Raw genomic sequence first — 24,810 nt, 5'->3', positions numbered from 1 at the left:
GGTTAAAAAAACAACGTCATTTCAATCTGTATGACGGAATAATCACTTACCCAACACTTCCTTCACGATATCTTTGATGCTCTCAGCCATATCCGCATTAATACCTACTGCTCTTTCTCCAAAACTCTCCGGTACAACTGCCTGGTCAAGATTCAGTCTTATCAGACTGATATTATCATGTTCTCTTACAAGTTTTTCAAACGGAAACCGGATAATTGTCGGTGTATTAAATCCTACTCCCAGTTCCAGAAGAACCAACTTCTTATTAATTGCTTCTGACAAATAATTAGAAAATCTTTCTTCTGCCTCATACCAGGCAACATCCTGAACAAAAAAGTTATCCTTACGGAGATTCATATCCATAGGTCCTCCACAAACAGGACACTTTGGTACCATGGAGGATGGAATCTTGCAGTCAGTTCTTGCCTGATCCATCTGGCAAAACAGCTCAACCGCATCATAAGTTTTATCATGACAGCCTTTGCCACACTGGATATGAAAATAATCCCCCTGGGTACAGAAAATCTTTTCATCCGGCAGGCCTGCTTTTACGAACTGTGCATCTGCATTTGTGCTTAATACAAATAGCTTCTTGTCAGATAACGATTCCAAAAGTAGTCTATGAAGTGGTGTTACATTAAGAGTTATTCCGGCGAGCAATGCCTGTTTCGACCAGTATCCCCAATAGCTTTCCTCATCTGGGAACGGATAAAAGCCTGCAGAATACATATCCTGCATGTACGGACCTTTCCCATATTTTTTCTGAAACTCTCCGAAGTTCTCTTCAAAGAACTTGCCGCCGTACTGTGCTCCGGCAGCCGTACTCATTCCGGCTCCAGCCCCGATCAAAACATACTCTGCATTTCGTATCATTTCGGCAGCGTCTTTTATCTGCTGGTCATAAGGGGTGTATTGATTGATATAGTCCCTTGCAGGTATCCCGCAGAGGAAAGATTCAAATGTCATTTTCTTGTTGGGAAACTTCATCCATTTCAAAAGCATCACCTTCTATCTTAACAGTTCCCTGTAGATTTCTTCATCCTGATCTTTGAACACATTAAAAACCACCTTAATGGAACTGTTTGTTTTCTCTTTATATTCTTTGATTGTTTTCACAGCAATCTCGGCTGCCCGTTCATTTGGAAACATAAATACCCCTGTTGAAATACAGCAGAACGCAATGGAGTCCACTCCATTTTCATTTGCAATTTCAACGCAGGATTTATAGCATGACTCCAGCAATTCCTCATGCTTTTTCGTCAATTTTCCCTGAACGATCGGACCTACCGTATGGATCACATAGTCACATGGAAGATTATATGACGGTGTAATCTTTGCCTGACCGGTTGGCTCTTGATACCCTTGCTCTTCCATGATTTCAGCACATGTAAGCCTCAGTTGGATCCCGGCATAGGTATGGATACAGTTATCAATACAGTTATGACATGGCTGATAACATCCTGTCATGCCGCTGTTTGCCGCATTTACAATGGCCCCAACCTTAAGCCTTGTGATATCTCCCTTCCAGATATAGATATCCTGCTGTATCTCTTCCATATCCGAAAGTGTGACAACACCTTTTTCTGCATTAATCTGCCGTAAATATTCATCCTGAACACTTAAAAAATCTTCATCCATTGTGCCAGGCATTCTGATATTCATTAGGGATCGGAGCATAGCTTTCTGCTCATCGGTACCTACCGGTATCTGTATATTGCTATATCTCGGCTGTTCCTTTAATAATCTCTTAATCAGAAATAAACGTTTTTCACTCTGATTCATCTCTTCATCTTCTTTCAATAGCTTTTATCGGACAGTTTTCATAACAGTTTCCGCAGTGAAGGCAATGATTCTGTCGGATCTTAAAAGGAGAACCATCCTCTATACACCTCTGGGGACACATTTCCCTGCAGGTTCCGCAGCCAATGCAATTTTCGGTTATGAAATATCCTTTTTCTTTCAGTTTAACATCTCCTAATCGGTATGTCTCCCGAAAAATTGGATTCACACCGAGATTAAAATACTCGATTTCAGCAGTATCAATGCAAAAGATGATTCCAATGTTTCTGGTATCTCCCGGATACACATTTGCAAGATACGGCTGTTCCTCAAAGATTTTATCCCTCCACTTAATCTGTTCCTCTTCGGGAACAGCATATGCTTTTCCTGACAAACGGATCATTTCTTTGTATTTGGTATAGCATAGTATCTGAACTCTTCCATCCTCCAGCAGTTCTTTACAAAAATTCTTTCCCTTTGCTGTAAAAAAATATAACGCATCCGGTTCATAATGGATGGCGCTGATATTTCTGATCTGAGGTGCACCATCGCTGTCTACTGTTGCAAACGCGAGCACACCGACCAATTCCATTTTCTTAAGACATGTTGCCAGATCCATATGGCACCTCCTACTCAATAGCCTTTATTCTGCCGGGTTTTCTTGGTTTACTGTGCGACTGCTCTTTCGAGACAAAGCTTCCGCCTAAATTTGTACGGTCAAAATTAGCCATATTCATTTTTCCTACATGAGACGCCAGTTCTTTGTCATGAATCGCAACCATCATGCTTCTCTGCCCACCGCCTGCATTTGGAGCAAAATTACCAGCTTCCAAAATTGTCTCAAGTTTCTCTCTGCTTATCTGCTCATTCGTATATTTTCTGATAGAATGCCTTGATCAAATCCATTAACATGATAGTTCCTCCCCGGTTATTTCATTCTTCGTTTTCCAGCACTGCGGATCTGCTCCATAGAAATCTCCATTTGTTCCATTGGCAACATCAGGGCAGCCTCTGCACCATGATTTTAATTCGCACTTACTGCACTTCGTGAATTTATCATACTCTCTATAGTTTTCCATCTGACAGATCCATACATCTGCCAACCTGTCTTCAAACACATTTGCCACCTTACTATTCGTAACCCTTCTGCACGCCATCACATGACCATTTGACGAAATCGTGATATGGCAATTACCACAATTACAGCCGCCGTAAATCATCCCTTCTTTTGCATTTGAAGGCAGTTTAAACTGTCCTGTCTCATATTTGTAAAGAGTCCACAGGTGGTCTTTTTTATTAAAATAGGTCTCACATCCCGCTGCTTCATATACCTTATACTTTGCATCGCATATTTCCAGAAGATTTCTGTATTCCTGTGGTGTCATGCTGGTATCCACTTCTCCACCAGTCGGCACATAACGGGAAAATGCAAAGACCTTAACATTCGCTTTTACAACTGCATCAATAACATCTGGTATCTCATCCATATTTGTCTTTGAAACAGTACTCATAATAATACTTTTTATCCCAGCACGATTCAGGCAGCCAACTTTTTCCAAGGTAAGATCAAAGCTCCCGGGCTTTCTGAACCAATCGTGCGTTTCTCTCATTCCATCCAGTGACATCTGATATTTTTCACAGCCACAGACTTTCAGCATTCTGCAGATTTCATAATCTAGGTGGAACGGATTACCCATAAGCGTAAATGGTATATCCTTACTCTTTAACAATACCATCAATTTCCAGAAATCAGGATGAAGGATAGGATCTCCCCCGGTAATGTAGAAGTATGGCACTCTATTGTACACTTTACAGAAATCCTCACAATTCGCTACCACCTCCTGCATCTGTTCCCAGGTCATGCTCTTAAGTTCCCTGCAACCTTTTCCCGAGAAAATATAGCAGTGCTTGCAACGCTGATCACATTCATCTGTAATATGCCATTGAAAAGCAAAATACTGGCTCATCCTATCTCACTCCCTTCCCTTGATTTCTACTTACTTATCAGATGCTCCGCATGCTGTTCCACATGCTGCCGGTTTCTCTTCCGGTTTGTCAGCTACTCCGCACGCTGTTCCACATGCTGTTGGCTTATCAGCTGCTCCACATGCACTTCCGCATGCTGCTGGCTTGTCTTCTGATTTGTCAGCTGCTCCACATGCTGTCCCGCATGCTGCGCTTGTCTGTTTGTTCTCGTCTTCGTTCCATCCTGCAATGTTTGTTAATGACATTTTAGTTACCTCCTGCAATATTATTTTGGGGCTTTGCCCTGTTGCACCTTTAGAATAGCAAGACCGGGCTTCAAAAAAAAGTACGCACATTTTTATTACAGAGGCACAAAAAAGTAACCCAGGTCACCTTTTTGTAACTGATTGACAGTTCTATGAGTGCTACATTATAATTTGATATAACAATCAAAATGCATCTAATATAAGGAGTTGATTCTATGCTGACAAAAGAAGAATTGCCAGAATGTCCGGTTGCCACTACCGTCGCCCTGATTGGAAGTAAATGGAAGTTGCTTATCATAAGAAATCTGTTAGAACGCCCCTGGCGTTTCAATGAACTTAAGAAGGATTTAGAAGTTATCAGCCAGAAGGTTCTCACCGACAGCCTCCGCTCCATGGAAAGTGATGGCTTGATTACAAGAACTGTCTATCCGGAAGTTCCGCCAAGAGTAGAATATGCCTTAAGTGATTTGGGCAAGTCCCTTAAGCCAATCTTTGATTCCATGGTTGAGTGGGGGAATGCCTATAAAAAAATGTAATATAAAAGAGTGAAGATAATTTCGTATTAAGAGATATCTTCACTCTTATTTTTGTGTACATATTGTCCTAAATATCAATTTATACCACAGTATATCACAAAATCCCTTATTACATATACTTACTTTTCAAGCTATGATAATACTTCGTTCATCAAGTCAATCATTTAAAAAACATGTTTGTATTTATTTAAGATATTTCCTTGACGATGCTTTTTACAATCTTATGCAACCGGATTCCATCCTTAAGGCCCAGACGATAAAAGAACTGCTCGGCATCTGCGCCACTATCGAAAATAGCATCTGTACTGGTCAAGCTTTTTTGTAACACTTTGTTCGATAAATATTTAACTGTAACGAGCCTCCATAGGTGCATTATCATAAGGACATCCTGCCTTGCTCATACTTTGAGTAACATTATTATCTTTGCAGAAATTTACAAAATCCCATGAAGTAAACTGTACACCTTGATCTGAATGCAGAATCACTTTAGGATAATGTTCCTGCTTCCTGCTCCAAAGCTTTTTTGAGAGTTTCTATTGCCAAATCAGTATTTATATAATTACTGTTTAACGATGCTACTGCTGATCTGTCAAATAAATCAATGATAGAGCAGTTATATCTGAATTTTCCGTTTGGCTGGCGCATATAAGTAAAATCCGTACACCAAACTTTGTTTTTACAATCGACTGTGAAGTTTTGGTTTAAGAGATTATCAAATATTTTGTGTTTCTTGCCTGTTTTATATCCAGGCTTAGAATGCATAATTACAGCACACAGATTAAGTTCTTTGTTCATGTATTTATGCATAGTGGTATTACTAACTTCATACCCGTAGCGTTTAATAAAAATGCGCATAGCCCTATAACCTATAACACGATTATTATTGTAATAAACGTACTTTATAAGTTCAAAAATGTGTGCCAAACGCTTGCGATATTCTCGCTTTGCATCCTTTTTGTAACTGTAATAACAGTTGGGACTAATACCAAACTGTTTACATAACCATCTTAAACCAAATACATTTTTGTTTTCATCAATGAATCGATATACCACTAATCGATTTCCTTCGCGAAGAATGCCGCTGCTTTTTTTAGGAAAGCAATCTCTTTATCTTTTTCGTTGAGAAGCTGATTTAATCTTCGGATTTCCTTGGCTTCATTGGATTCAGATGTTGTGCTAGTGGTATAAAGGCATTCTTCCTTGTACTGGTTAACCCATTAGCTAACAGTACTTTTGGCAATATTATAATCAGCAGCAATCTGAACTGTTGATTTATTGCCAGCCATGTAGGTTCTAACTACTTCTTTTTTGAAGTCTTCGTTGTAACGTACTGACATAGTGATTTCCTCCTTGATTTGAATAATATAATACTATATTATTCAAATCAAGTTGTTACAAATTTATTATACCACTACATTTATTTTTCTTCTTTTTCTACCGGACGAATTTCTTTTGTGTCAATTTCTTTTTGAATCGCTGTTAAGAAATCATCCATGGACATCTGACCTTCGTCTCCTTTGAAACGGCTTCTGACAGAAACAACCTGATTTTCCTCTTCTTTACCACCTACAACCAGCATATATGGAATCTTGTGAAGCTGTGCCTCACGAATCTTATATCCCATTTTTTCTGCTCTTGTATCAATATCAGCACGAATACCTGCATTCTTCAATGCATCTAGCACTTTATTGGCATAATCAAGATGTTTATCAGAAATAGGGATTACCTGTACCTGAACAGGAGCCAGCCATGTTGGGAAAGCACCTGCAAAATGTTCGATCAGAATACCGATAAAACGTTCGATAGAACCAAATGCTACACGGTGGATCATGATTGGACGATGTTTTTCACCATCTGCACCAATATATTTTAAGTCAAATCTTAATGGAAGCTGGAAGTCTAACTGAATCGTTCCGCACTGCCATGTTCTTCCAATGGAGTCTTCCAGATGGAAATCGATTTTTGGTCCATAGAAAGCTCCGTCTCCTTCATTTACCACATAATCTAATCCAAGATCATCCAACGCACCACGAAGAGATTCTGTTGCTAATTCCCAATCTTCATCACTTCCCATACTGTCTTCCGGACGTGTAGATAATTCCACATGATATTTAAATCCAAACAGGCTGTATACCTGATCGATCAATGCTGCAACCCCTTTGATTTCATCTTTGATCTGCTCCGGTGTCATAAAGATATGGGCATCATCCTGAGTGAAACAGCGAACACGCATCAATCCATGAAGCTGACCGGATTTTTCATGACGATGTACCAGTCCTAATTCTCCCATACGCAATGGAAGATCACGATAAGAACGAGGTTCAGACTCATATACAAGAACGCCTCCCGGACAGTTCATTGGTTTAATCGCAAAATCTTCCTCATCAATGACGGTTGTATACATATTCTCTTTATAATGATCCCAATGACCGGAAGTTTCCCACAAATGTCTGCTTAACATAATAGGAGTTGATATTTCAACATATCCTGCTTTTTCATGGATTTCTCTCCAGTAATTCAGCAATGTATTTTTCAAAACCATTCCTTTTGGAAGGAAGAATGGGAATCCAGGTCCTTCTTCACGCATCATAAAAAGTCCCAATTCTTTTCCCAGTTTTCTATGATCACGTTTCTTTGCTTCTTCCATCATAGTCAGATAATCTTTTAATTCAGATTTCTTTGAAAAAGCAGTTCCGTAAATTCTTGTAAGCATCTGGTTTTTCTCATCACCACGCCAGTAAGCACCAGCGATACTTGTTAATTTAAATGCTTTGACAGGTTTCGTTGTCATTAAATGTGGTCCGGCACATAAATCTACAAACTCTCCCTGCTGATAAAAACTGATGACAGCATCTTCCGGCAGATCCTCAATTAATTCTACCTTATATGGTTCATTACGTTCTTTCATAAACGCAATTGCTTCTTCTCTTGGTTTTGTAAAACATGTAATCTCCAGATCTTCTTTTACGATCTTTTTCATCTCTGCTTCGATTTTTTCAAGGTCATCCTGTGTGAAAGGAGTATCTTTCTCCATGTCATAATAAAAACCATTGTCAATAGATGGCCCAATTGCCAGTTTTGTTTCAGGATATAAACGTTTGACCGCCTGCGCTAAAATATGGGAGGCTGTATGACGGAAAGCGTGTTTCCCCTTGTCAGAATCAAAGGTTAAAATATTTAATTCACAGTCGCTGTCAAGCACAGTTCTCAGATCAACGACTTCTCCATTCACTTCTCCTGCACATGCTACTCTTGCAAGACCTTCACTGATATCTTTTGCAATATCAATGACTGACATGCTTTCTCCGTATTCCTTTACGGATCCATCTTTTAATGTAATCTTCATTTTTATGCTTCCTTTCTTCATATGGTTTTTTAGGAAAAAAAAGCCCATGGATTAAAAAATCCATGGGACGTATCATCGCGGTTCCACCCTGGTTATCTGTAAATATATACAGACCTCTCATTATGACGATAACGGTGTCGGCCGGGCTGGTTTACAGCCACTTGGAGGTGGTCTTCATCTGCTATGACACTTAAGATACTCTCAGCAAAATGTATCTCTCTCTGGAAGTTTTTCGCAGATTACTCTTCTCTTCAACGCTTTTCCTATTTCTCACACATTATAGCACTGTTAAATTCTTAAATCAATCCTTAATTATAAATTTATATAATCTGTGCTATGTCTGTTTCTTTTGCCACAACATCCTGATCATTCACAAATGTAATCTTCTTTGCATTTCCCTGATCAAGAACAACCATCATCGTAATATCATCATAATTTCCTGCTTTTAACTTTTCTCTGTCAAATGTCATGATCAACTGCCCTGCTTTAACTTTATCGCCTTTTTTTACCTTTGAACTACAGATCCCTGTTAGATTTACTGTATTAAGTCCACAGTGAATCATCACCTGCACACCATTATCCATGACGATTCCTATCGCATGTTCTGATCCTTCAAAGACGACCTCAACCGTACCATCACAAGGAGAATAAATCTTGTCATCACTAGGTTTGATTGCTATTCCATCTCCCATCATTTTCTGTGAAAATACATCGTCATTTACCTGATCAATGCTTACTAATTTTCCTGTTAAAAACGCCTTCAAATTTTTATTTTTCTTGAAAAAAAACATATTTACACCTCCTAAAAATTATCTTATAATTAAATTAAAATTTATGTCCATAACACAGGATTTTTAACTATCCTGTATATTCGTGGCCGAAAGGAGCATCCTTTTCTAATGAATCTGAATTTAAATTTTCCACTGCAGTCACTGACACCCAAAGAGCTTGAGATCATGCAGTACGTCCACGACCACTCAGATGAAGTTACTTCTATGAGCATCCAGACATTTGCTAAAAAAATCAATTATTCCACATCAACTGTGATTCGTTTCTGCAGGAAAATTGGCTTTAGTGGTTTCCCTGAATTTAAATATTATCTCAAAAACCTGAACATTCAAAAAGATTCAAATCCTGTATCCTCTGATATCTCAATCGAATCGATCAAGAATTCCATTAAAGCTGATCTTGAAAGTACTTCAAGTCTGTTAAATTCCGATGATATCTTTCAGATTGCCAGACTTTTTGCAAGCAATCCACCAATTTATCTTTACAGTCCTGCAGGTCTTACCGATATTGCTGTCAGTTACCTTGAAAGTATGTTATTTATCTCTGACTGTCAGAAAGTATATAAAACTACTGCATCCAAAGCTCTACGACATTTTATACAGACAGCTAAGAAAGAAAGTATTTTTATCTTTATCAGTAATTCCGGCCGATTTGAATCGACACTGAACCTTGCGAAAGAAGCAAGACTTCATGGCATGACCGTGATCTCAATTTCGTCCATTGAAAATAATGATCTGGCTGAAGTATCAAATTATAATCTCCGTTTCTTCTCAAAGAAACATGAGAATGATGGTGCGGATCTTACTTCCAGACTCAGCTCTTTCTTTGTATTGAGCTCATTTATTGAATACTTTAGTTTCTATAAGAAAGGCCTTGAACATGAAAACTTTTCTGAATCAGATTGATTCCTCAAAATTTACCGAAAACGATAAACTAATCTTCGATTATTTCATTGAACATAAAAATCATCTTCCTTATTTTTCATTAAGTGATATTTGTAAGGATTTATATCTTTCCAATGCAACCATCGTAAGGTTTTGTCAGAAACTTGGATTCAAAGGATTTAATGAATTAAAATATACTCTTCGAAATGAATTAAATTCTTCTTCTGACTTTTCCAATTCATGGAAGATATTGCAACGTCGCACTGCTGTTTTGAAAGATTTTATTGATAATATTGATTCTTTAAGAATCAAAAATATATGTTCTCAGATTTTGGAAAGCGAATCTCTTTACATCTATGGACGTAATATGTCTTCGCTTCCTGCAAAATATTTATATTCCATGTTAAATTCCATGGATATTCCGTGCATTTATATTGACTGGATTGATTTTCTTCGTGCACTTTCAAAGTCATTACCCCAAAATGCTACGCTTATTATTCTTACAAACTATGGAGAAAAATCTATCTATCAGTCAATCATAGACTCTTGTCATCGCAATCATGCAAATATCATTTGGATCTCTAGTTCTGAAATTGAACCTTCAATGATCGCTCCTTCAGATACTTATATCTGGACGCAGGAACTTCCACTTGAACATGTTCATCTTCGTACGAAAATGACTTCATTTCTTGTTGTCCAGCTCATTGTAGAATATCTTCGCCACAATATCAAAAAGCAGGAAGACCCTCGTTAAATAGTCTTCCTGCATTTTTTGTTAATATTTTAATACTGTCCTTACTGCATCAGCTATTTTTTCTACTTGCGGTCCATAAATAACCTGTATATGTGATTCGCTCGGTTTTACAATTCCAAGACAGCCTGTTTTCTTTAATGTATCTTCATTTACGATTGACATATCGTTTACATCTACACGTAATCTTGAAATGCAGTTGTTTACAACTTCAATGTTGTCAAATCCACCAAGACCATCAATAATCGTAGTTGCAAGATTCTTCATCTTTTCATCAACACTTAATCCTGTAGAATCGTCTTCTTCCTCATCATCAGCTACATCAATTGAAATGTTTTTGCGTGATAAATACCATTTAAATACAACATAGTAGATCACTGCGTAGAATACTCCAACAACTGGAATCCAATACCAGTGAGAACCTGGCTGGAATACACCCCAGATGAAGAAGTCAATGATTCCTCCACCAGTATTTCCAACGATAACTCCTAATACTGACATCAGCATGAAAGAAATACCGCCCATGATGGAATGGAATAAAAACAGCATTGGTGCAATGAACATAAAGGAGAATTCCATTGGTTCTGTAATACCGGATACAAAACTTGCTGCCACTCCGGCGATCATTAATGCTTTTACTTTTTTCTTCTTTTCCTCTGGAGAAGTCTGATAAATTGCAAGTGCTGCTCCTGGAAGTCCAAACATCATAAATGGCATTTTCCCTTGTCCAAGGAACTGTGTATATTGCTGAAGGTCTGTCAGTGGTACTTTATCTACATATTGTAAGAAAATATTTAAGCATCCTTCCACACCTTTAAATGTCCCACCTAATGGTGTTGTTCTAAATAATGAGTTTAATACATGATGAAGTCCTGTTGGAATCAGTAATCGTTCTAGTGTACCAAAAATGAATACTCCAAATGCTCCCGCTGAATGGATCAGTGCACCAAGTCCATTGATTCCAACGGAGATTGGCTCCCAGATTAGGGGCATTACTAATCCGATCAGTGACATAGTTACAATAACGATCAACGCTACAAATCTTTTTCCTCCATAAAATGCAATCGCAGCTGGAAACTGTATTTTATGATACTTATTGTGTAACCATGCTGTTACAAGTCCTGAAAGAATACCTGCTGTTGCACCCATATCGACAGTTTCTACTCCTAATGTTGGAGAAATTTTCATTGCACTGAAATCTATGATACCTGTTCCAATGATACAGCTGCTGGCTACTAAAAAAGCATAATATCCTAAAAATCCTGCAAATGCTGCAACACCTTTATCTTCTTTTGCAAGTCCCATTGCAATTGAAATTGAGAATAATACAGGCATCAATGTAAATACGATACCAGAAACTTTATTTAATGTTGAAATAATGAAGAAAGGTACACCTGTTGCTAACAGTGGTAGCGCTCCCTGCACCTGAGGCTTCATTAACGCAGACGTCAGTCCAAGCACGATACCGCACGCAGCAAGCGCTGCGATCGGCATCATAAGGCTTCTTCCTAAATCGGAGAAGAAATTCATAATTTTATTTTTCATATCAAACACCATTCCCTGTCTTACAATACATTTATATCTCTTTTCTTATGAATAATCCTGTTATCTTAATTCTGGCCACATACCTTTGTTTGCTTCAATTAAAGCATCTAAGATCTTTCTTGCCATCTTCGCATCATTAACCAGACGGTTTAATGTAAATGCCTCTAATGCTTTCTGATATGAATTCTCATAGAATGCATCAACGAGAAGTTTTTCGCAAGACACCTGCTGTACTAAAAGTCCTAAATAGAACTGAGGGATATTTCCAACTCTCATTGGACGTGGTCCGTTGATTCCAAGTTCACAAACCACTTCTACCATCGCGTCATCCTGCATATTAGCGATTGCTCCATTATTTTCAACAATCAGGATGAAACGTCCTAATGTGTTGAATGCAATTGCTTCTGCAACTTTGATCATCATTTCTGCATGTGCATCAGAAATAGCGTGGAATTTATCTCCTAATTTTCCTTCTTTGATGACTTCTGCACATTCTTTAAATACACGAGTTTCACGTCCATCAATTACTTCATCTGCACGAGTGTAATCTGGATTTAAATGACTTGCTTTATATTCTGGATACAGATAATATCCGTCATATGTATTTGGCAGATAATCTGGGAAGTCTTCTAACATTGTCTGAACAAATCCATAAGTATCAAGCCATGACTGATCTCTCTGTTCTGCGTCCTGCGGAAGGAATCCTTTTTCTTTTACAATCTGACGAACTTTTGGAAGTAAATCTTCTCCTGTGTTACGATCATAAATATGGGTGAACCATCCATAATGATTTAATCCAAAGTACACTGGATCAAGATCTTCCCAGTCATATCCTAACAGACGGCTTGTGGAACGTACAACGTTTTCTGGCTGATCACAGATGTTAAGGATTTTTTTATCATCTGGAAATTCTCTTCTTAGTGCTTCAGCTACGATCGCTGCCGGATTTGAGTAATTTAAGATCCATGCTTCTGGGGAATACTGACGGATCTGATGAATTGCTTCGATCATGTCTACGCAAGAACGAAGTCCGTAAGCCATACCACCTGCTCCACATGTTTCCTGTCCGATCTTTCCGAAGCTTAGTGGAATATGTTCATCTTTCTGTCTCATCTGAAGTCCACCGGCACGCATCTGCATGAAGATAAAGTCCATATCCTGATATGCTTCTTCTGGGTCTGTTGTATAAGAAAAATCTAATTCCGGATATCTCTCACCAAACATGATGTCTCCGTATTGTCCGATTGGTTTCTGTCTTTCTCCATCGATATCAAATAAGACAAGTCTGTTTAATGGAAATTCTTCCTGCATACGTGCAAAAGATTTTAAAAATCCAAGTGTGTATGTGCTTCCTCCACCTACGATACATACGTTATATTTTTTCATTTTTGAATTCTCCTTTTTTAGTGCGTTCGCAAGATATCCGGCCAGATTTATTTACGAATTTGTTTGCATCTCTTGTTTACATTTATACTATATCTAAAAGGATTTGACTTGTAAATATTTTTGCATATTGTAGGTTTAGATATTTCATATTGTTATTTATTACTTTTTGTGTAATTTTTTACACGTTAGATTACAAAGAAACTTTCCATCTCTTTTCCGGTCTCTAGATTCGTAGGAGACATCTCTTTGACTTTGCCGTAAGCATCATATGTATAGGTGCAAACCGTCTTTTCTGTCGTGGGACTTCCTGTTTTAATTCTGCAAATTCCGTCATCTGTCCCCAGCTGTCATAATGGTATTCGGTATAGAGGTAAACAGTCTCCGTATTTCCGGTGATTTTATTTTCTTAAATTTTCCTGCTTCAGTTAGCATAACTTATAATGTAAATAATTTTCTATCTTCTTTCATAAAAGCTATTGTATTTCCTTTACATAAAAAGCAACTAATATATTCAAACAAAATAGAAAAAACCTAGCATTCCTCCTAAAACTATGAATATTATTTTATACTTCATATATTTCTTACCTGTGAAGCAAAAAACAATTATCAAAGTTAATAAATTGATAATAATTCCTAACAGAAATTGATTCTCCCACTGATAAGAAATCAAAGTAAATGAACAATACATGACAGGTAATCCTGATAAAATTAATGATAAAATACCTTCTTTATGATAATAATATAGAATCATTCCCAGCCCCCAAAAAATTACAGGAATAATAATTGCTTCACCTAATCCATATAAAATATAATCATAATTCTGTTTTCCAAATCCCCAAAAAAGTTCTATATTCTTAATCCATGTTGCACCAATAACCAATGATAGTCCAAATATGGCACAGTTTATACCTAATTTTATTTTCTCCTTAGTTATAACCATGATGATTGTAATACATAACACAATCAAAATACCATCCCCGAAAATACATTCTAAACTGATTGACATATCTGTTCTTTTTGATGTTAAATATCCTAGTACAATCCCACACAGCAAAATAATTACTCTTTTTAAATACATTACAATTTTCTCCATCTCTGTACCTCCTCTTTTTATGCTTCAATAGCGCCACTAAGGTTTATATTTTTTTAATGGATTTTCATGATTATAATAATTTTGTTTTCCTCCATATCTAGGATAATACACTTTTTTCTTTTTATCATATCTATAAGATAATCCATATGGATAATTAGATGCATACACAACACATTGACATTTTTTAGCCATAATTTTAGCCACACTATTCTTGTCTCCTATTCCTCCCTTACATGAAAGCAATACTATTTTCTTTTTTATTTTCTTCTTTTTTAAAGCTAATAACTCCTTTAATTTCAAATCAGAACCATCAAAATACAAACAACTAACTCCACCATGTAAATATAAATATAATTCAGATGTTCCTTTTGGTATTTTATTCCATTCTTTTTTAAATTGTGCTTTTTTAATCACAGATTTAAATGTAACTTGGCTATTCTTATAATATGGAGAATGCATTGCTTGTTTCTTAAAACCATGCCCTTTTTTATTATAATAAATTACTCTTTTAGCTTTATGTCCACTTGGATCCGTATAGTTCACCGGGTTATTCTTACAATACGCATACAGATGCCAGGTATCCGGTTCATTGACTTCTCCACGATAGGTATCCTCCGTCAGGAATCTTCCATCTTCCGGATTAAAATATCTGGCATTCAAATAATACAGTCCCGTGGTACTGTCATAGATTCCTCCGGTATAACATACTTCATTTCCTGCTGCATTTTCTCCGGTGACTGTGGTTTCCCCAAAATCCGTATATTGATAGACTGCATCTGCACTTCCATCTTCTTTTACAAGACTTGTGGTACTTCCCTGAATATCCTTATTGTACAGATAATAAGAAATGTTATCACCATTATAACGCTGGGTTCCAATGATGTTTCCTTCCGTTCCAATGAGATTCTGACTGGTCTGTTTCCCGGTTTCATCGGTGGTGTAAGATACGACGCCATCCTGATAATAGTAGTTGGTTGTCTGATTTCCTTCTGTTTTCTGGATTCTCTGACCGTCTCCATTATAGATATTTTGCTGAACCACAGATGTTTTCCCATCTTTTGTGGCAGATACCTCACTCAAGCGATTTTCGGCATCGTAATCATACGTCTCTGTCTCTCCAGTCTTGGTACTCTTGATGCTTATCTGATTTCCATTGGCATCATAAGTATACTGTCTCACCTCATCCACAGCAGTTCCCTTGGCTTTCGTGGCAGTCTTGATCTGATCCAGTCCATTATAAACATACGTTGTCTGCGTCGTTCCGTCATCCTCAGACATCCGGTTTCCCACATTGTCATAAGTATAGGTAACCGTCTTTTGGCTGTCGTCATTTTTATGGTCTGTAGTAACAGTTTTTGTCAGCCTTCCCAGTTTGTCATACGTATATGCTTTGGTCTCGTTGACCTTCTTTCCATCTTCTTTTGGATAGTTGTTGATCTCTGTCTTTTTCGTGATGTTGGAATTCTTGTCATATTCATAATGGTAAGATTCCATCTCTTTTCCGGTCTCCAGATCCGTAGAAGATATCTCTTTGACGCGGTCAAAGCTGTCATAACCATAGACTTTCTTTACGGCCTTGTCTCCGCTTCCCAGGATGTTCCGATAATCTTTGATCTCTTTGACTCTGCCGTAAGCATCATACGTATAGGTGCGGACCACCTTTTCTGTCGTGGAACTTCCGGATCTTACGGCTGCTTTGATCTCCGTGAGCCATCCGTCTTTGTTATAGGTGTAGGAAAGGCTCTTTACTCCGTTCTTTTCTGATGGATAGGTGACTTTTTCCAGATTTCCGTCGGCATCATAGGTATAGGTGATCTGATGTGAGGATACATCATCGGCTGTCGGCTGTCCTTCCTGACTTAATTCTGCGTACCCTGTCATCTGTCCCCGGCTGTCATAACGATATTCGGTATACCGGTAAGCAGTCTCCGTATTTCCTGTGACTTTATAATCCACCATTTCCACCAGCTGGTCATGGATGTCATAGCTATAGACAGATTTTAGTGTCCTTTCTCCGGTGTTCTCTCCCACATCTGGTGCATTATAAGATTCTGTTTTCACCAAACGGTTTTTCTTATCATAAGCAAAGGTTTTGTATCCGCCGTTTTCATAAGTTTCTTTTATTTTATTTCCATTTTCATCGTACGTATAAGTTGTGGAGATACGTTCACTGCCGTCTCCGAGATCGGTGGTGCTTTCTGTCAGTCCTGCTTCATTGGTGACTTCCCGGTTGATGTGTCCTTTGGCATCGGTCACGCTGGTCGTGGTCTTTCCGTCTTCTCCAATGCTGTAAGCGATGGTGCTACTGATATTATCCTGTGTGACTTTTGTCACTCGGTTCTGGTCATCGTAAGCATAACCGGTCGTATTTCCGTTTCCATCAATAGCAGAAATCTCATTTCCATTGGCATCGTAGGATGTCTTTGTGACGATGGATGTATCATCCACGGTGACGGCTCCATGATCCACTTTTGGATTTTGGATCGTATGGGTCTGTTTTCCCTCCTTATCAAATAGGCTGATGGAGATCTTCTCTTCTCCACCGGTGCCGGTCCCAAGGAGGATGGATGCAGTCTCTTTCCCATCGTCTGTAAATACATGGTCAGTATAAATCCCGCCGTCAAACGTGCGGACTGCATTTCCTGCCCCGTCCGTCCAGGTTTTTCTAGTAATTTTCCCATTCACTGTCGTTGTTTCCACCGAAAGATCTTTATAAACTTTTGTGCCGGACAGCGTATGGATTTGGGCATCCGCATATCCATACGCAGTTTCTGTCGTCTTTGTGGTCCCGTCTGCAGTTTCTTTTGTTTCCACCACACGGTTTAATCTGTCATAAACATAAGCTGTCGTGACACCTGCACTGGAAGTCTCGGATGTGATTGTTCCATTGGCATCATAAACTTTGGTCTCCGTCTGGCTGTTCCCGTCCAGTGTTTTCACAGTCTTGACCGCACGTCCCATGAAATCATAGGAAGTCTTTGTCACCTCTCCGGTATTCTCATCGGTACTTTCTGTCTCCCGGCCCATGGCATCATACTGGGTCGTGGAAACTTCTTCCACACTTCCCTGTGTCACCGTACTGGATTCTTCTACTTCATGATCTGCTTCTTCCAGTTCGCTGACAGTCTTGGATACCAACACTCCTTTGCTGTCTGCAGATTTGGCATCCTCATACTCAGACTCCTCGATGACTTCTCCGTCTTCATTATAGACATACTCGCTCAAAGTATCTGCCACATCCTCATACTCCAGCGTGGTATTTCCATTTTCATCATAATCATAGGTGAGATCAGACACCTTGTCTCCGTCACGGTTGGTCGTGACTGCGGTCTGCACAAGATTTTTCTCATCCCCGGTGCCATATGTTGTCGTCGTGGTCTCTCCGGTCTCATCCACTTCTTTTGTGACATTTCCATTGGCATCATAGGCCGTGGTCGTCGTCACCTTGGCATCTGATAAAAATTTCACGGTTCCATCTGCCAGGTCCTGATAGAACACTTTCGTTTCTGTTCCTGTCTGCAAGAACGGATTCGCAGCATCCCCATAACTGTATGCAGTCTTGATCCCATTGGCATTGGTTGCGGATAACAGCTTTCCGGTGCTCTTTTCATAGGTGATGGAATCTTTCGCTAATTCTGTCCCATCACTTTTATGGGAAGATACGGATGTCGTTCCGTCTCCATAGTCCACCCATTCATATTCTCCGTTTGGTTTGGTAAATTTCACAGCTTTGTTGTTTATAAAGTTATACTTAAGTATGTACAATAAATATTAAATAAGAATGTACAAATGTTATGATATATGAGTTACAAGGAGGAACTCATAATGATATTAAAGAATCAGATCATAACAAACATAAAAATAGAAAGTGTCAATGACCTGTACAAACTAAAACCATTTTTGGAGGATGGGACATTGAAAATCAATAAAAGTCAAATAGCAAGAGAATTGGAGGTAGACAGACGTACAGTAGATAAATATATAAACGGATATACGAAACCAGAAACAAGGAACTGTAATGATTGCATTACACCATTTTATGATATTATTGCTGAATTGTTATCAGACAGAAACCAACAGGTATTTTACTACAGAAAAGTTTTATGGCAGTATCTTGTAGATAACCATGGCTTTACAGGTGTTTACTGCAACTTCTGCCATTACCTTAGAAAATATCCTGAATTCGATTCATATTTCAGAAAAGGCAGACCTTCCAACACTAATCAGGTAACCGTTCGATATGAAACGCCTATGGGTAAGCAGGCTCAGCTAGATTGGAAAGAGTCGATTCCGTTTACTCTTTCTTCTGGAGAAACTATAGATGTAAATGTTTTTGTTTTATTGCTTTCATATTCAAGATTCAGGGTATACAGAGTATCACTTTCCAAGACGCAGGATATACTCTTCTCGTTTCTTGATGATGCATTTGAAACATTTGGTGGTGTACCGGCTGAAATAGTTACAGATAATATGAAAACTGTTATGGATGAAGCAAGAACAGAATATTCTGCCGGCAAAGTAAATAATAAGTTTCAGCAATTCGCTGATGATTATGGTTTTAAAGTTCAGCCGTGCATTGCAGGGCATCCCCATACGAAGGCCAAGGTTGAGGCTCCTATGAAGATACTTGATGAAATAAGGGCTTATAATGGAAAGTTAAATTACCAAGAACTGGTTGAACTAGTAACAAGAATTAACAATCGTGTGAATGCACAGGTGAACCAGGGAACCGGAAGAATTCCGCTGATGTATTTTAACAGAGAAAAGGCTTTCCTAAACAGCCTACCCGCTGATACCATAAGAAAGCCTTATCAAATCACCACAAATACCGTAAAAGTCAATCATTCAAGCATGTTTTATTACAAAGGATGCCAGTACTCTGTCCCACCAGAGTACGTAGGAAAGATTGTTTCTTTACAGGTATATGATGGTTATATACATGTGTATTGTAACACAGAATTAATAACCATTCATCAATTAAGTTCAAAAAAATTGAATTATATTTCTGAACATTATGCTGCAATTGCTAGAAAATCCCATATTTTCAAAGATGAACACATAATGGACAGAGCAAAAGAAAATCTTGAGATAATAGGAAAGGTTTATGATTATGAGTAATAGTACATACAATCAGTTAACAGCAAATCTGGAATTGTTAAAGTTAACCCAGATGAAACTTCATCTTGATGAAATAAGAGATTTTGTAACAACAAACGGATTATCATTTACGGAGGGTCTGTTAAAGCTCAGTAATTATGAAGTGGATTTTAAAGAACAGAATGCTTCACGGTCTATGATAAAGGCCGCAGCATTTCCATTTGTAAAAGAGCTTAAAGATTACGACTTTGGATTTCAGCCAAGTGTGAATGAACAGGAAATGAGGGAGCTTGCAAGTCTTGGCTTCCTCGAAAAGAATGAAAATATAGTATTTCTTGGACCGAGTGGAGTCGGAAAGACACATCTTGCAACTTCTATCGGTATTGCAGCCGCAAAAAAGCGAGTAAGCACATATTTTATAAAGTGCAATGATCTGCTCCAACAGCTAAAGCGGGCAAAACTGGAAAACAGGCTTGATGCAAGATTAAAGCATTTTTGTCATTACCGCCTGCTTATCATTGACGAGCTTGGATATCTGCCTATTGATAAAGAGGATTCAAATCTATTCTTTCAGCTTATAGATATGCGATATGAAAAGAAAAGCACTATATTAACAACAAATATGAACTTTAATGAGTGGGATGGAATATTTTATGATGCGGTTGTTGCAAATGCCATTATGGACAGAGTTTTGCATCATGCACATGTAATACCAATATCAGGAAAGTCATACAGGTTAAAAGACCACTTAAAACAAACAGACTAATTGTACATTTTTATATAATATTTTTTGTACATTAGGTCTTGACATTTTATAGTTGTTTTCATAAGAGATATGATAGCTGTTTCCTTTGGCATCCTGGATTCCGGTCAGCCATCCATCGATGTCGTAGATATACGGATAACTGACAGACTGAGTTCCATCAAAAGATTGATGCTCTGCTTTCGTCAGATCTCCGGTGTTGTCATAGACATAGTCCATCTTGGTGCCATCCGGCAGGGAAATTTCTTTCAGCAAGTCCTGGTCGTTGTATTCCATGGAAAGAACCTGATTCTTGCTGGTCGTTACACGGTCCAGACGTCCGGTCTTGTCATACTCATAAAGCAGATAGTTTCCGTTGGCGTCCTCCTGTGCCGTCAAAAATCCATTGGCATCAAACTTATAGACCGTATGATTTTTATCTGTCAGGGTGCAGGCCACAGCGATCGTCTTTTGTGAAGTTTCCTTCTCTTTTTCTTTGGTCCCGTCTTCCCCGGCGACGGTTACATTGTGGCTCGGCTGGTATGCTTCTTCCGTCTCCCCGGTGTTTGCCAGTACCAGGTCACTGGATTCATTTGGAGATACTTCTTTAAAACCGCCGTTTGTGATGTCTTCCAGTTTTAACACATAGTCTTTGGTCTCTTTGGATACATAGGAATCGCCGTCTTTTTCAAAGGTTACATAGGTCCCGTCACTATCTTGGAAGACAATATCGTCTCCGACCTGGTACAGTTGTTTGTGGAAGGTGTCATACCATCCGTTTCCAAGCATTCCCGCCTTATCTGTCTGGCTGTTATAAGTCCGGGTAAGGGACAGTCCCATCTGTCCCACAGAGATATCAAAATCATCTACTGCATAAGTCAGGTTCCCGCTGGCTTTATCGATGGCTCCGCTGCCGTTCGGTGTGGAGATCTCTGCCGTATCTCGGTAATCTTTGCTTCCAAGATACTGTTCGTATTCGCTCTTTTGATCTTGTCTGATTCCTCCTGCAGAAACGGTAGTACTAGTTTGCAGTACTCTTCCAGTTTTAGCAAGCTTTACAGCCCGGACTTTATAATAGTAGGTTTTTCCGTCCCCAGCTTTTGTATCTGCACAGTATGTATTTTTGATAGCACTCTGGATCAGAGTACTATCACTTGGCGTGAAATCTTCCGTGCTTCCACGATGTACTTCATAATAGATGCTTCCCGGCAAGGTCTCCTGAGCCTGTTTCCATGAAATAACAGCCTTTCCATAAGATTTGATAGCCTTTCCATCTGTTGGTTGATAATCCGATGCCTTTGAATTATCGATATAATGATACATTGCCTTCACAATACTGCTTTCATTTCCTGCTTTATCTTTCGCTTTTACAAAAATGGTATATTCTCCGCTGCCCTTAAAGGTTTCCTCCGGGATATTGCCATCGGATGGCAGATTAAGATAAGTTTTGCCATCCAGACTGTAGAGAACCTTATCCGGATAAGTCTCCTTCAATGTATAGGAAAGTTTTGGGCTTCCATCACTGGATGGTGCATCTTCCGTTGTTTCTGTCGTCCCGTCTCCAAGGACCTTAACATTGGAAAGTACCGGGATTGTGCCATCAATGTAAAAAATATCGCCTTTTCCAACACCTGCAATCTTTCCGTTATCCACTCCACGGATAACAAATTTATAACACCCTTCTGCCCAGTTCTTGCTATCCGTTACTATCTTACTCCCAGAAGGTCCCGTATCCAATTTCGTTGAATCGTCATATTTTCGATACGAAGAATTGATTTCCTGCTTCTTTACTGGATCATAGGTCGCGACCCTATATTCTACACGGTTTAAGGATTTGGAAATAATTCCTTTCCAATGTGCCGTCAACATATTTCCTTTCCTTAAATATTCCGGTGTAACGAAAGCATCTTCCGGTGTTGTCGGTCCATCATAATATGTAACACTCATTTTGGGGCGGTAACTGGTACTGGATGCACGGGAACTGTAGAACTGTCCATAACTTTTGGTCTCATCTGCATTGCGAAGCATGACCCCATAGGATGTGATAGACCCACTGGCACAGTCCCTTGCATAGGATGTCAGGTTGATGTTCCTTGCTTTATGAGCTGTCCCTGTCGTTATCACACTTCCATATGTCGTTGAATATCCTGGTCGGTTGCTCCATGTGAGTCCTGGTCTCGACCAGTTAGATGTGACTCTTCTGGCTTGGATCGATTGTGAACTCTGACTATTCCCGGTCTCATACATGGTAAGGGTGGCAGATTCTACATATTTTCCTTTGATCTTTGCTGTAAAATCCTTAAACCTCAGATAGGTACGATAAACTCCCTGTTTAGCATTTCCTGCCATCATCACCGTGACACCACTGTCATAAAAGTTGGTATCCTTATAACTTCCATTAATCACATAGACATCCCAGAAATCCGTGGATCCCTTCCATGTGACTGTAGGATCGATCGCCACTGGATATTTCCGGTCTTTGTCTTTTAGATAATCCTCATCTACTACCAGAGTCAAGATATACGTATCCTCTTCCCCTCCGGCCTTTTCCACCTCATAACATGCCTTTTCACTATAGGCATTTCCCGTGGCATCGTTCATGTTTGGTGCTTCTAAAGACGCAATGATATCGTCCGTTTTCTTATCGATCAGCGTGATACCTCCATCAAGTGCATTCTCCCTAATTTCCAAACCTTTGGCATAAAATTTGAATGTCATCCGTCCACTTTTTGGTTTTTCTGATAGAGTGATGGTCTCCTTGATCCCAGTATCCAGAGACTGATAGCTAAAGTCCACTCCCTGATCCTTAGATACATAGGATACCTTGACCGGAAGATCTTCTTTTGTGTCTTCCGCTGTCAATACTTTCTCATCTTCTACTTCTGACCGTTCCAGTTGATTGATGGAGAAAAAAGCCGAATTACTTTCCCTATTTACATCCACTGTCTTCTCCTGTTTTGATGTTTCAACGGATACCCCTTCCACAGCGTCCTCCGCTGCTCGTAACGACTGCTCCACAGTCCCTGCCTGATTGTTGGTCTTTGTTTGCTTACCATAGATTGGAGCGAAGGAAATCTCATACTTTCCGTTTTCCATGAGCACAGGAGTCTCTTGTGTCAACTCTTTTGGAAAATAATGCTTCTGATGTGGTATAAAAAAAGTTGACACCCTATTCTCAAGGATTTTGATATATAATCAGTAGAGAATAAGGAGTGAATTATTATGTCAGCAAAACGTACGCAAAAATCTTATGACAACGAATTTAAAGCACAGGCTGTAAAGCTTGCTCAGGAAATAGGTGGGCATAAAGCAGCGAAAGAATTAGGTGTTCCTGATGGAACTATTTACTGTTGGATAAAAGCCTTCAAAGAAGGGCGACTCAGCGCAAATGAAGCTGTCCACTCACCTAAGGCAGCATTATCCCTTAACGATGAACTTATCGAGCTTAGAAAGCGTGTTAAGGAACAGGATAAAGAAATTCGTCATTTAAAGGAAGAAAACGAATTCCTTGAAGAAGCTAGTGCTTTTTTCGCAGCCAGCCGTCGGAAGTCCGCAAAAAACAGAGACTAATGTTTATTGCACTCAAAACGGATGACGGCAGGATTAAGGGTAAAATTTCTTTCTATTGTAAGGCTCTCAAAGTTTCCAGGCAGGCATTCAATCATTATCTGAAAACAAAGGTTGCTCCATGGAAATATCAGTCACTAGCAGATGCTATGCTGGATATCTGCAACGAAGATGAATGCAATGATACTTATGGAAGAATCCGTATGTATCAGGCATTACAGCTTAAACAGCCCGATGGAGTTCATATTCCAAGCGAGAGAACTGTTTATCGCGTCATGGAAGAAATTGGTCTTAATCATAAACCAAAACGCAAGCCAAACGGCATTACCAAAGCGGACAAAAAAGCCCGTAAATCAGATGATTTAATAAAACGCGACTTTACAGCAAAAAAACCGCTTGAAAAATGTGTAACTGATATGACAGAAATAAAAGCCGCTGATGGAAAACTCTATGTTTCTGCCATCTTTGACTGTTATGATCTAGCAGTATTGGGGTTAGCCATGGATACAAACATGAAAGCAACCCTGTGCGAGCAGACACTTGAAAATGCTGTTAAAGCATATCCGGCACTTTGTGGTGCAATCCTTCACAGCGACAGAGGAACACAGTACACAAGCGAATTATACCGTAAAGCAATCAATAAATATGGCATTCTGCAAAGCATGAACAGTGCAGGCGGCCGATGTCATGACAATGCCAGATGCGAAAGCATGTGGGCAAGATTTAAAGAGGAATTATTCTATGGACGCTACAACACTACTACAATGACAGTAGAACAATTAAAAACACTTATCTGGAGATACTTCATCAGTTATTGGAACAATAGGAGAATCTGTTCTGCTAATGGAGGTTTACCCCCTATGATTAAGAGACAGCAATACTATGATTCATTGCAGGAGGCAGCATAGGTCGAATATCCTTGAGAAAAAAGTGTAAAGTAATATTGACAACATCACCAAGAAATCTTTGCTCGACTTACGATGTACAACTTTTCTGAACTGATTACCTCGCACGTAATCTTAGAAAAGAGAAATAGAAAACATACTTACAAAGTGAATTTTTCT

At 38.9% G+C, this 24,810-nt stretch carries 21 protein-coding genes, 1 pseudogene and 1 other annotated feature; of the genes and pseudogenes, 7 read left to right on the top strand and 15 right to left on the bottom strand.

All coding sequences use genetic code 11. From position 1 onward, the window contains the following. Positions 1-42 precede the first annotated feature (42 nt). The 6 genes from BHF70_RS01520 to acgA are packed head-to-tail and all read right to left on the bottom strand — an operon-like array spanning position 43 to position 4,010. A complete protein-coding gene (locus BHF70_RS01520; RefSeq protein WP_143249396.1) occupies positions 43-987 on the bottom strand; it encodes an SIR2 family NAD-dependent protein deacylase in 945 nt (314 codons plus the stop codon). Positions 988-1,008: 21 nt separating this feature from the next. Continuing rightward, positions 1,009-1,782, bottom strand: a complete 774-nt coding sequence (locus BHF70_RS01515) for a protein-ADP-ribose hydrolase (protein WP_075758599.1) — start codon at positions 1,780-1,782, stop codon at positions 1,009-1,011. A 4-nt stretch (positions 1,783-1,786) separates the two neighbouring features. After that, a complete protein-coding gene (locus BHF70_RS01510; protein WP_075758598.1) occupies positions 1,787-2,398 on the bottom strand; it encodes a 4Fe-4S binding protein in 612 nt (203 codons plus the stop codon). A 10-nt stretch (positions 2,399-2,408) separates the two neighbouring features. Beyond that, complete coding sequence (locus BHF70_RS01505) at positions 2,409-2,663, bottom strand: nitroreductase family protein (RefSeq protein WP_083638224.1); 255 nt, start codon at positions 2,661-2,663, stop codon at positions 2,409-2,411. 21 nt (positions 2,664-2,684) lie between these two features. Next, positions 2,685-3,746, bottom strand: coding sequence for a radical SAM/SPASM domain protein, ACGX system (gene acgM / locus BHF70_RS01500; protein WP_075758596.1), 1,062 nt, complete (start codon positions 3,744-3,746; stop codon positions 2,685-2,687). 30 nt (positions 3,747-3,776) lie between these two features. After that, positions 3,777-4,010, bottom strand: coding sequence for an ACGX-repeat peptide (gene acgA, locus BHF70_RS01495; RefSeq protein ID WP_075758595.1), 234 nt, complete (start codon positions 4,008-4,010; stop codon positions 3,777-3,779). Positions 4,011-4,225: 215 nt separating this feature from the next. On the opposite strand from acgA, the gene BHF70_RS01490 reads away from it, so the two are divergent. Further along, positions 4,226-4,546, top strand: a complete 321-nt coding sequence (locus BHF70_RS01490) for a winged helix-turn-helix transcriptional regulator (RefSeq protein WP_075758594.1) — start codon at positions 4,226-4,228, stop codon at positions 4,544-4,546. A 344-nt stretch (positions 4,547-4,890) separates the two neighbouring features. Here BHF70_RS01490 and BHF70_RS12215 read toward each other — a convergent pair whose 3' ends face one another. The 4 genes from BHF70_RS12215 to BHF70_RS01475 all read right to left on the bottom strand — a co-directional run bounded on the left by BHF70_RS12215 (position 4,891) and on the right by BHF70_RS01475 (position 8,683). Next, positions 4,891-5,031 (bottom strand): DDE-type integrase/transposase/recombinase, encoded by a 141-nt coding sequence (locus BHF70_RS12215; protein ID WP_083638223.1) that lies wholly within the window; start codon positions 5,029-5,031, stop codon positions 4,891-4,893. Position 5,032: 1 nt separating this feature from the next. Beyond that, positions 5,033-5,599, bottom strand: coding sequence for a DDE-type integrase/transposase/recombinase (locus BHF70_RS01485; RefSeq protein ID WP_083638222.1), 567 nt, complete (start codon positions 5,597-5,599; stop codon positions 5,033-5,035). Between the two features lie 364 nt (positions 5,600-5,963). Then, the gene (thrS, locus tag BHF70_RS01480; RefSeq protein WP_075758593.1) at positions 5,964-7,892 is read right to left on the bottom strand and encodes a threonine--tRNA ligase; all 1,929 of its coding nucleotides are present in this window, start codon (positions 7,890-7,892) and stop codon (positions 5,964-5,966) included. Positions 7,893-7,952: 60 nt separating this feature from the next. Beyond that, positions 7,953-8,156, bottom strand: a binding site (T-box leader). 56 nt (positions 8,157-8,212) lie between these two features. Further along, a complete protein-coding gene (locus BHF70_RS01475; RefSeq protein WP_075758592.1) occupies positions 8,213-8,683 on the bottom strand; it encodes a PTS sugar transporter subunit IIA in 471 nt (156 codons plus the stop codon). Between the two features lie 108 nt (positions 8,684-8,791). Between BHF70_RS01475 and BHF70_RS01470 the strand changes: the two genes are divergently transcribed. Both BHF70_RS01470 and BHF70_RS01465 read left to right on the top strand, forming a co-directional pair. Continuing rightward, positions 8,792-9,586 (top strand): MurR/RpiR family transcriptional regulator, encoded by a 795-nt coding sequence (locus BHF70_RS01470; protein ID WP_075758591.1) that lies wholly within the window; start codon positions 8,792-8,794, stop codon positions 9,584-9,586. After that, entirely contained in the window at positions 9,561-10,319 is a 759-nt protein-coding gene (locus tag BHF70_RS01465; protein ID WP_075758590.1) for a MurR/RpiR family transcriptional regulator, read from the top strand. Before BHF70_RS01470 ends, BHF70_RS01465 begins: the two co-directional genes overlap by 26 nt. A 21-nt stretch (positions 10,320-10,340) precedes the next feature. On the opposite strand, the gene BHF70_RS01460 is transcribed toward BHF70_RS01465, so the two are convergent. The 4 genes from BHF70_RS01460 to BHF70_RS01445 form a co-directional block, all read right to left on the bottom strand. Further along, positions 10,341-11,813, bottom strand: a complete 1,473-nt coding sequence (locus BHF70_RS01460) for a PTS transporter subunit EIIC (protein WP_202816899.1) — start codon at positions 11,811-11,813, stop codon at positions 10,341-10,343. Between the two features lie 108 nt (positions 11,814-11,921). Beyond that, positions 11,922-13,247 (bottom strand): 6-phospho-alpha-glucosidase, encoded by a 1,326-nt coding sequence (locus BHF70_RS01455; protein ID WP_075758589.1) that lies wholly within the window; start codon positions 13,245-13,247, stop codon positions 11,922-11,924. Positions 13,248-13,758: 511 nt separating this feature from the next. Next, positions 13,759-14,340, bottom strand: a complete 582-nt coding sequence (locus tag BHF70_RS01450; RefSeq protein WP_075758588.1) for a hypothetical protein — start codon at positions 14,338-14,340, stop codon at positions 13,759-13,761. 36 nt (positions 14,341-14,376) lie between these two features. Then, positions 14,377-18,030 (bottom strand): RHS repeat domain-containing protein, encoded by a 3,654-nt coding sequence (locus tag BHF70_RS01445; protein ID WP_075758587.1) that lies wholly within the window; start codon positions 18,028-18,030, stop codon positions 14,377-14,379. A gap of 135 nt (positions 18,031-18,165) precedes the next feature. On the opposite strand from BHF70_RS01445, the pseudogene istA reads away from it, so the two are divergent. Together istA and istB are read left to right on the top strand one after the other, a co-directional pair. Beyond that, positions 18,166-19,448, top strand: a pseudogene (gene istA / locus BHF70_RS01440) (IS21 family transposase). Positions 19,449-19,450: 2 nt separating this feature from the next. Beyond that, the gene (gene istB / locus BHF70_RS01435) at positions 19,451-20,203 is read left to right on the top strand and encodes an IS21-like element helper ATPase IstB (RefSeq protein WP_075760473.1); all 753 of its coding nucleotides are present in this window, start codon (positions 19,451-19,453) and stop codon (positions 20,201-20,203) included. Here the strand turns inward: istB and BHF70_RS01430 are convergent. After that, positions 20,186-23,275, bottom strand: a complete 3,090-nt coding sequence (locus tag BHF70_RS01430) for a DNRLRE domain-containing protein (protein ID WP_075758586.1) — start codon at positions 23,273-23,275, stop codon at positions 20,186-20,188. The genes istB and BHF70_RS01430 overlap by 18 nt on opposite strands. A 126-nt stretch (positions 23,276-23,401) precedes the next feature. On the opposite strand from BHF70_RS01430, the gene BHF70_RS01425 reads away from it, so the two are divergent. After that, positions 23,402-23,749, top strand: coding sequence for a transposase (locus BHF70_RS01425; protein WP_242946281.1), 348 nt, complete (start codon positions 23,402-23,404; stop codon positions 23,747-23,749). After that, positions 23,749-24,654 (top strand): IS3 family transposase, encoded by a 906-nt coding sequence (locus BHF70_RS01420; protein ID WP_075758466.1) that lies wholly within the window; start codon positions 23,749-23,751, stop codon positions 24,652-24,654. The genes BHF70_RS01425 and BHF70_RS01420 overlap by 1 nt, the downstream gene beginning before the upstream one ends. Positions 24,655-24,810 lie beyond the last annotated feature (156 nt).

It is taken from the genome of Anaerostipes sp. 494a (assembly GCF_001940315.1).
In the GTDB taxonomy this organism is placed as follows: Bacteria; Bacillota; Clostridia; order Lachnospirales; family Lachnospiraceae; genus Anaerostipes; species Anaerostipes faecalis.
This window is presented reverse-complemented; position numbering and strand designations above follow the sequence as displayed.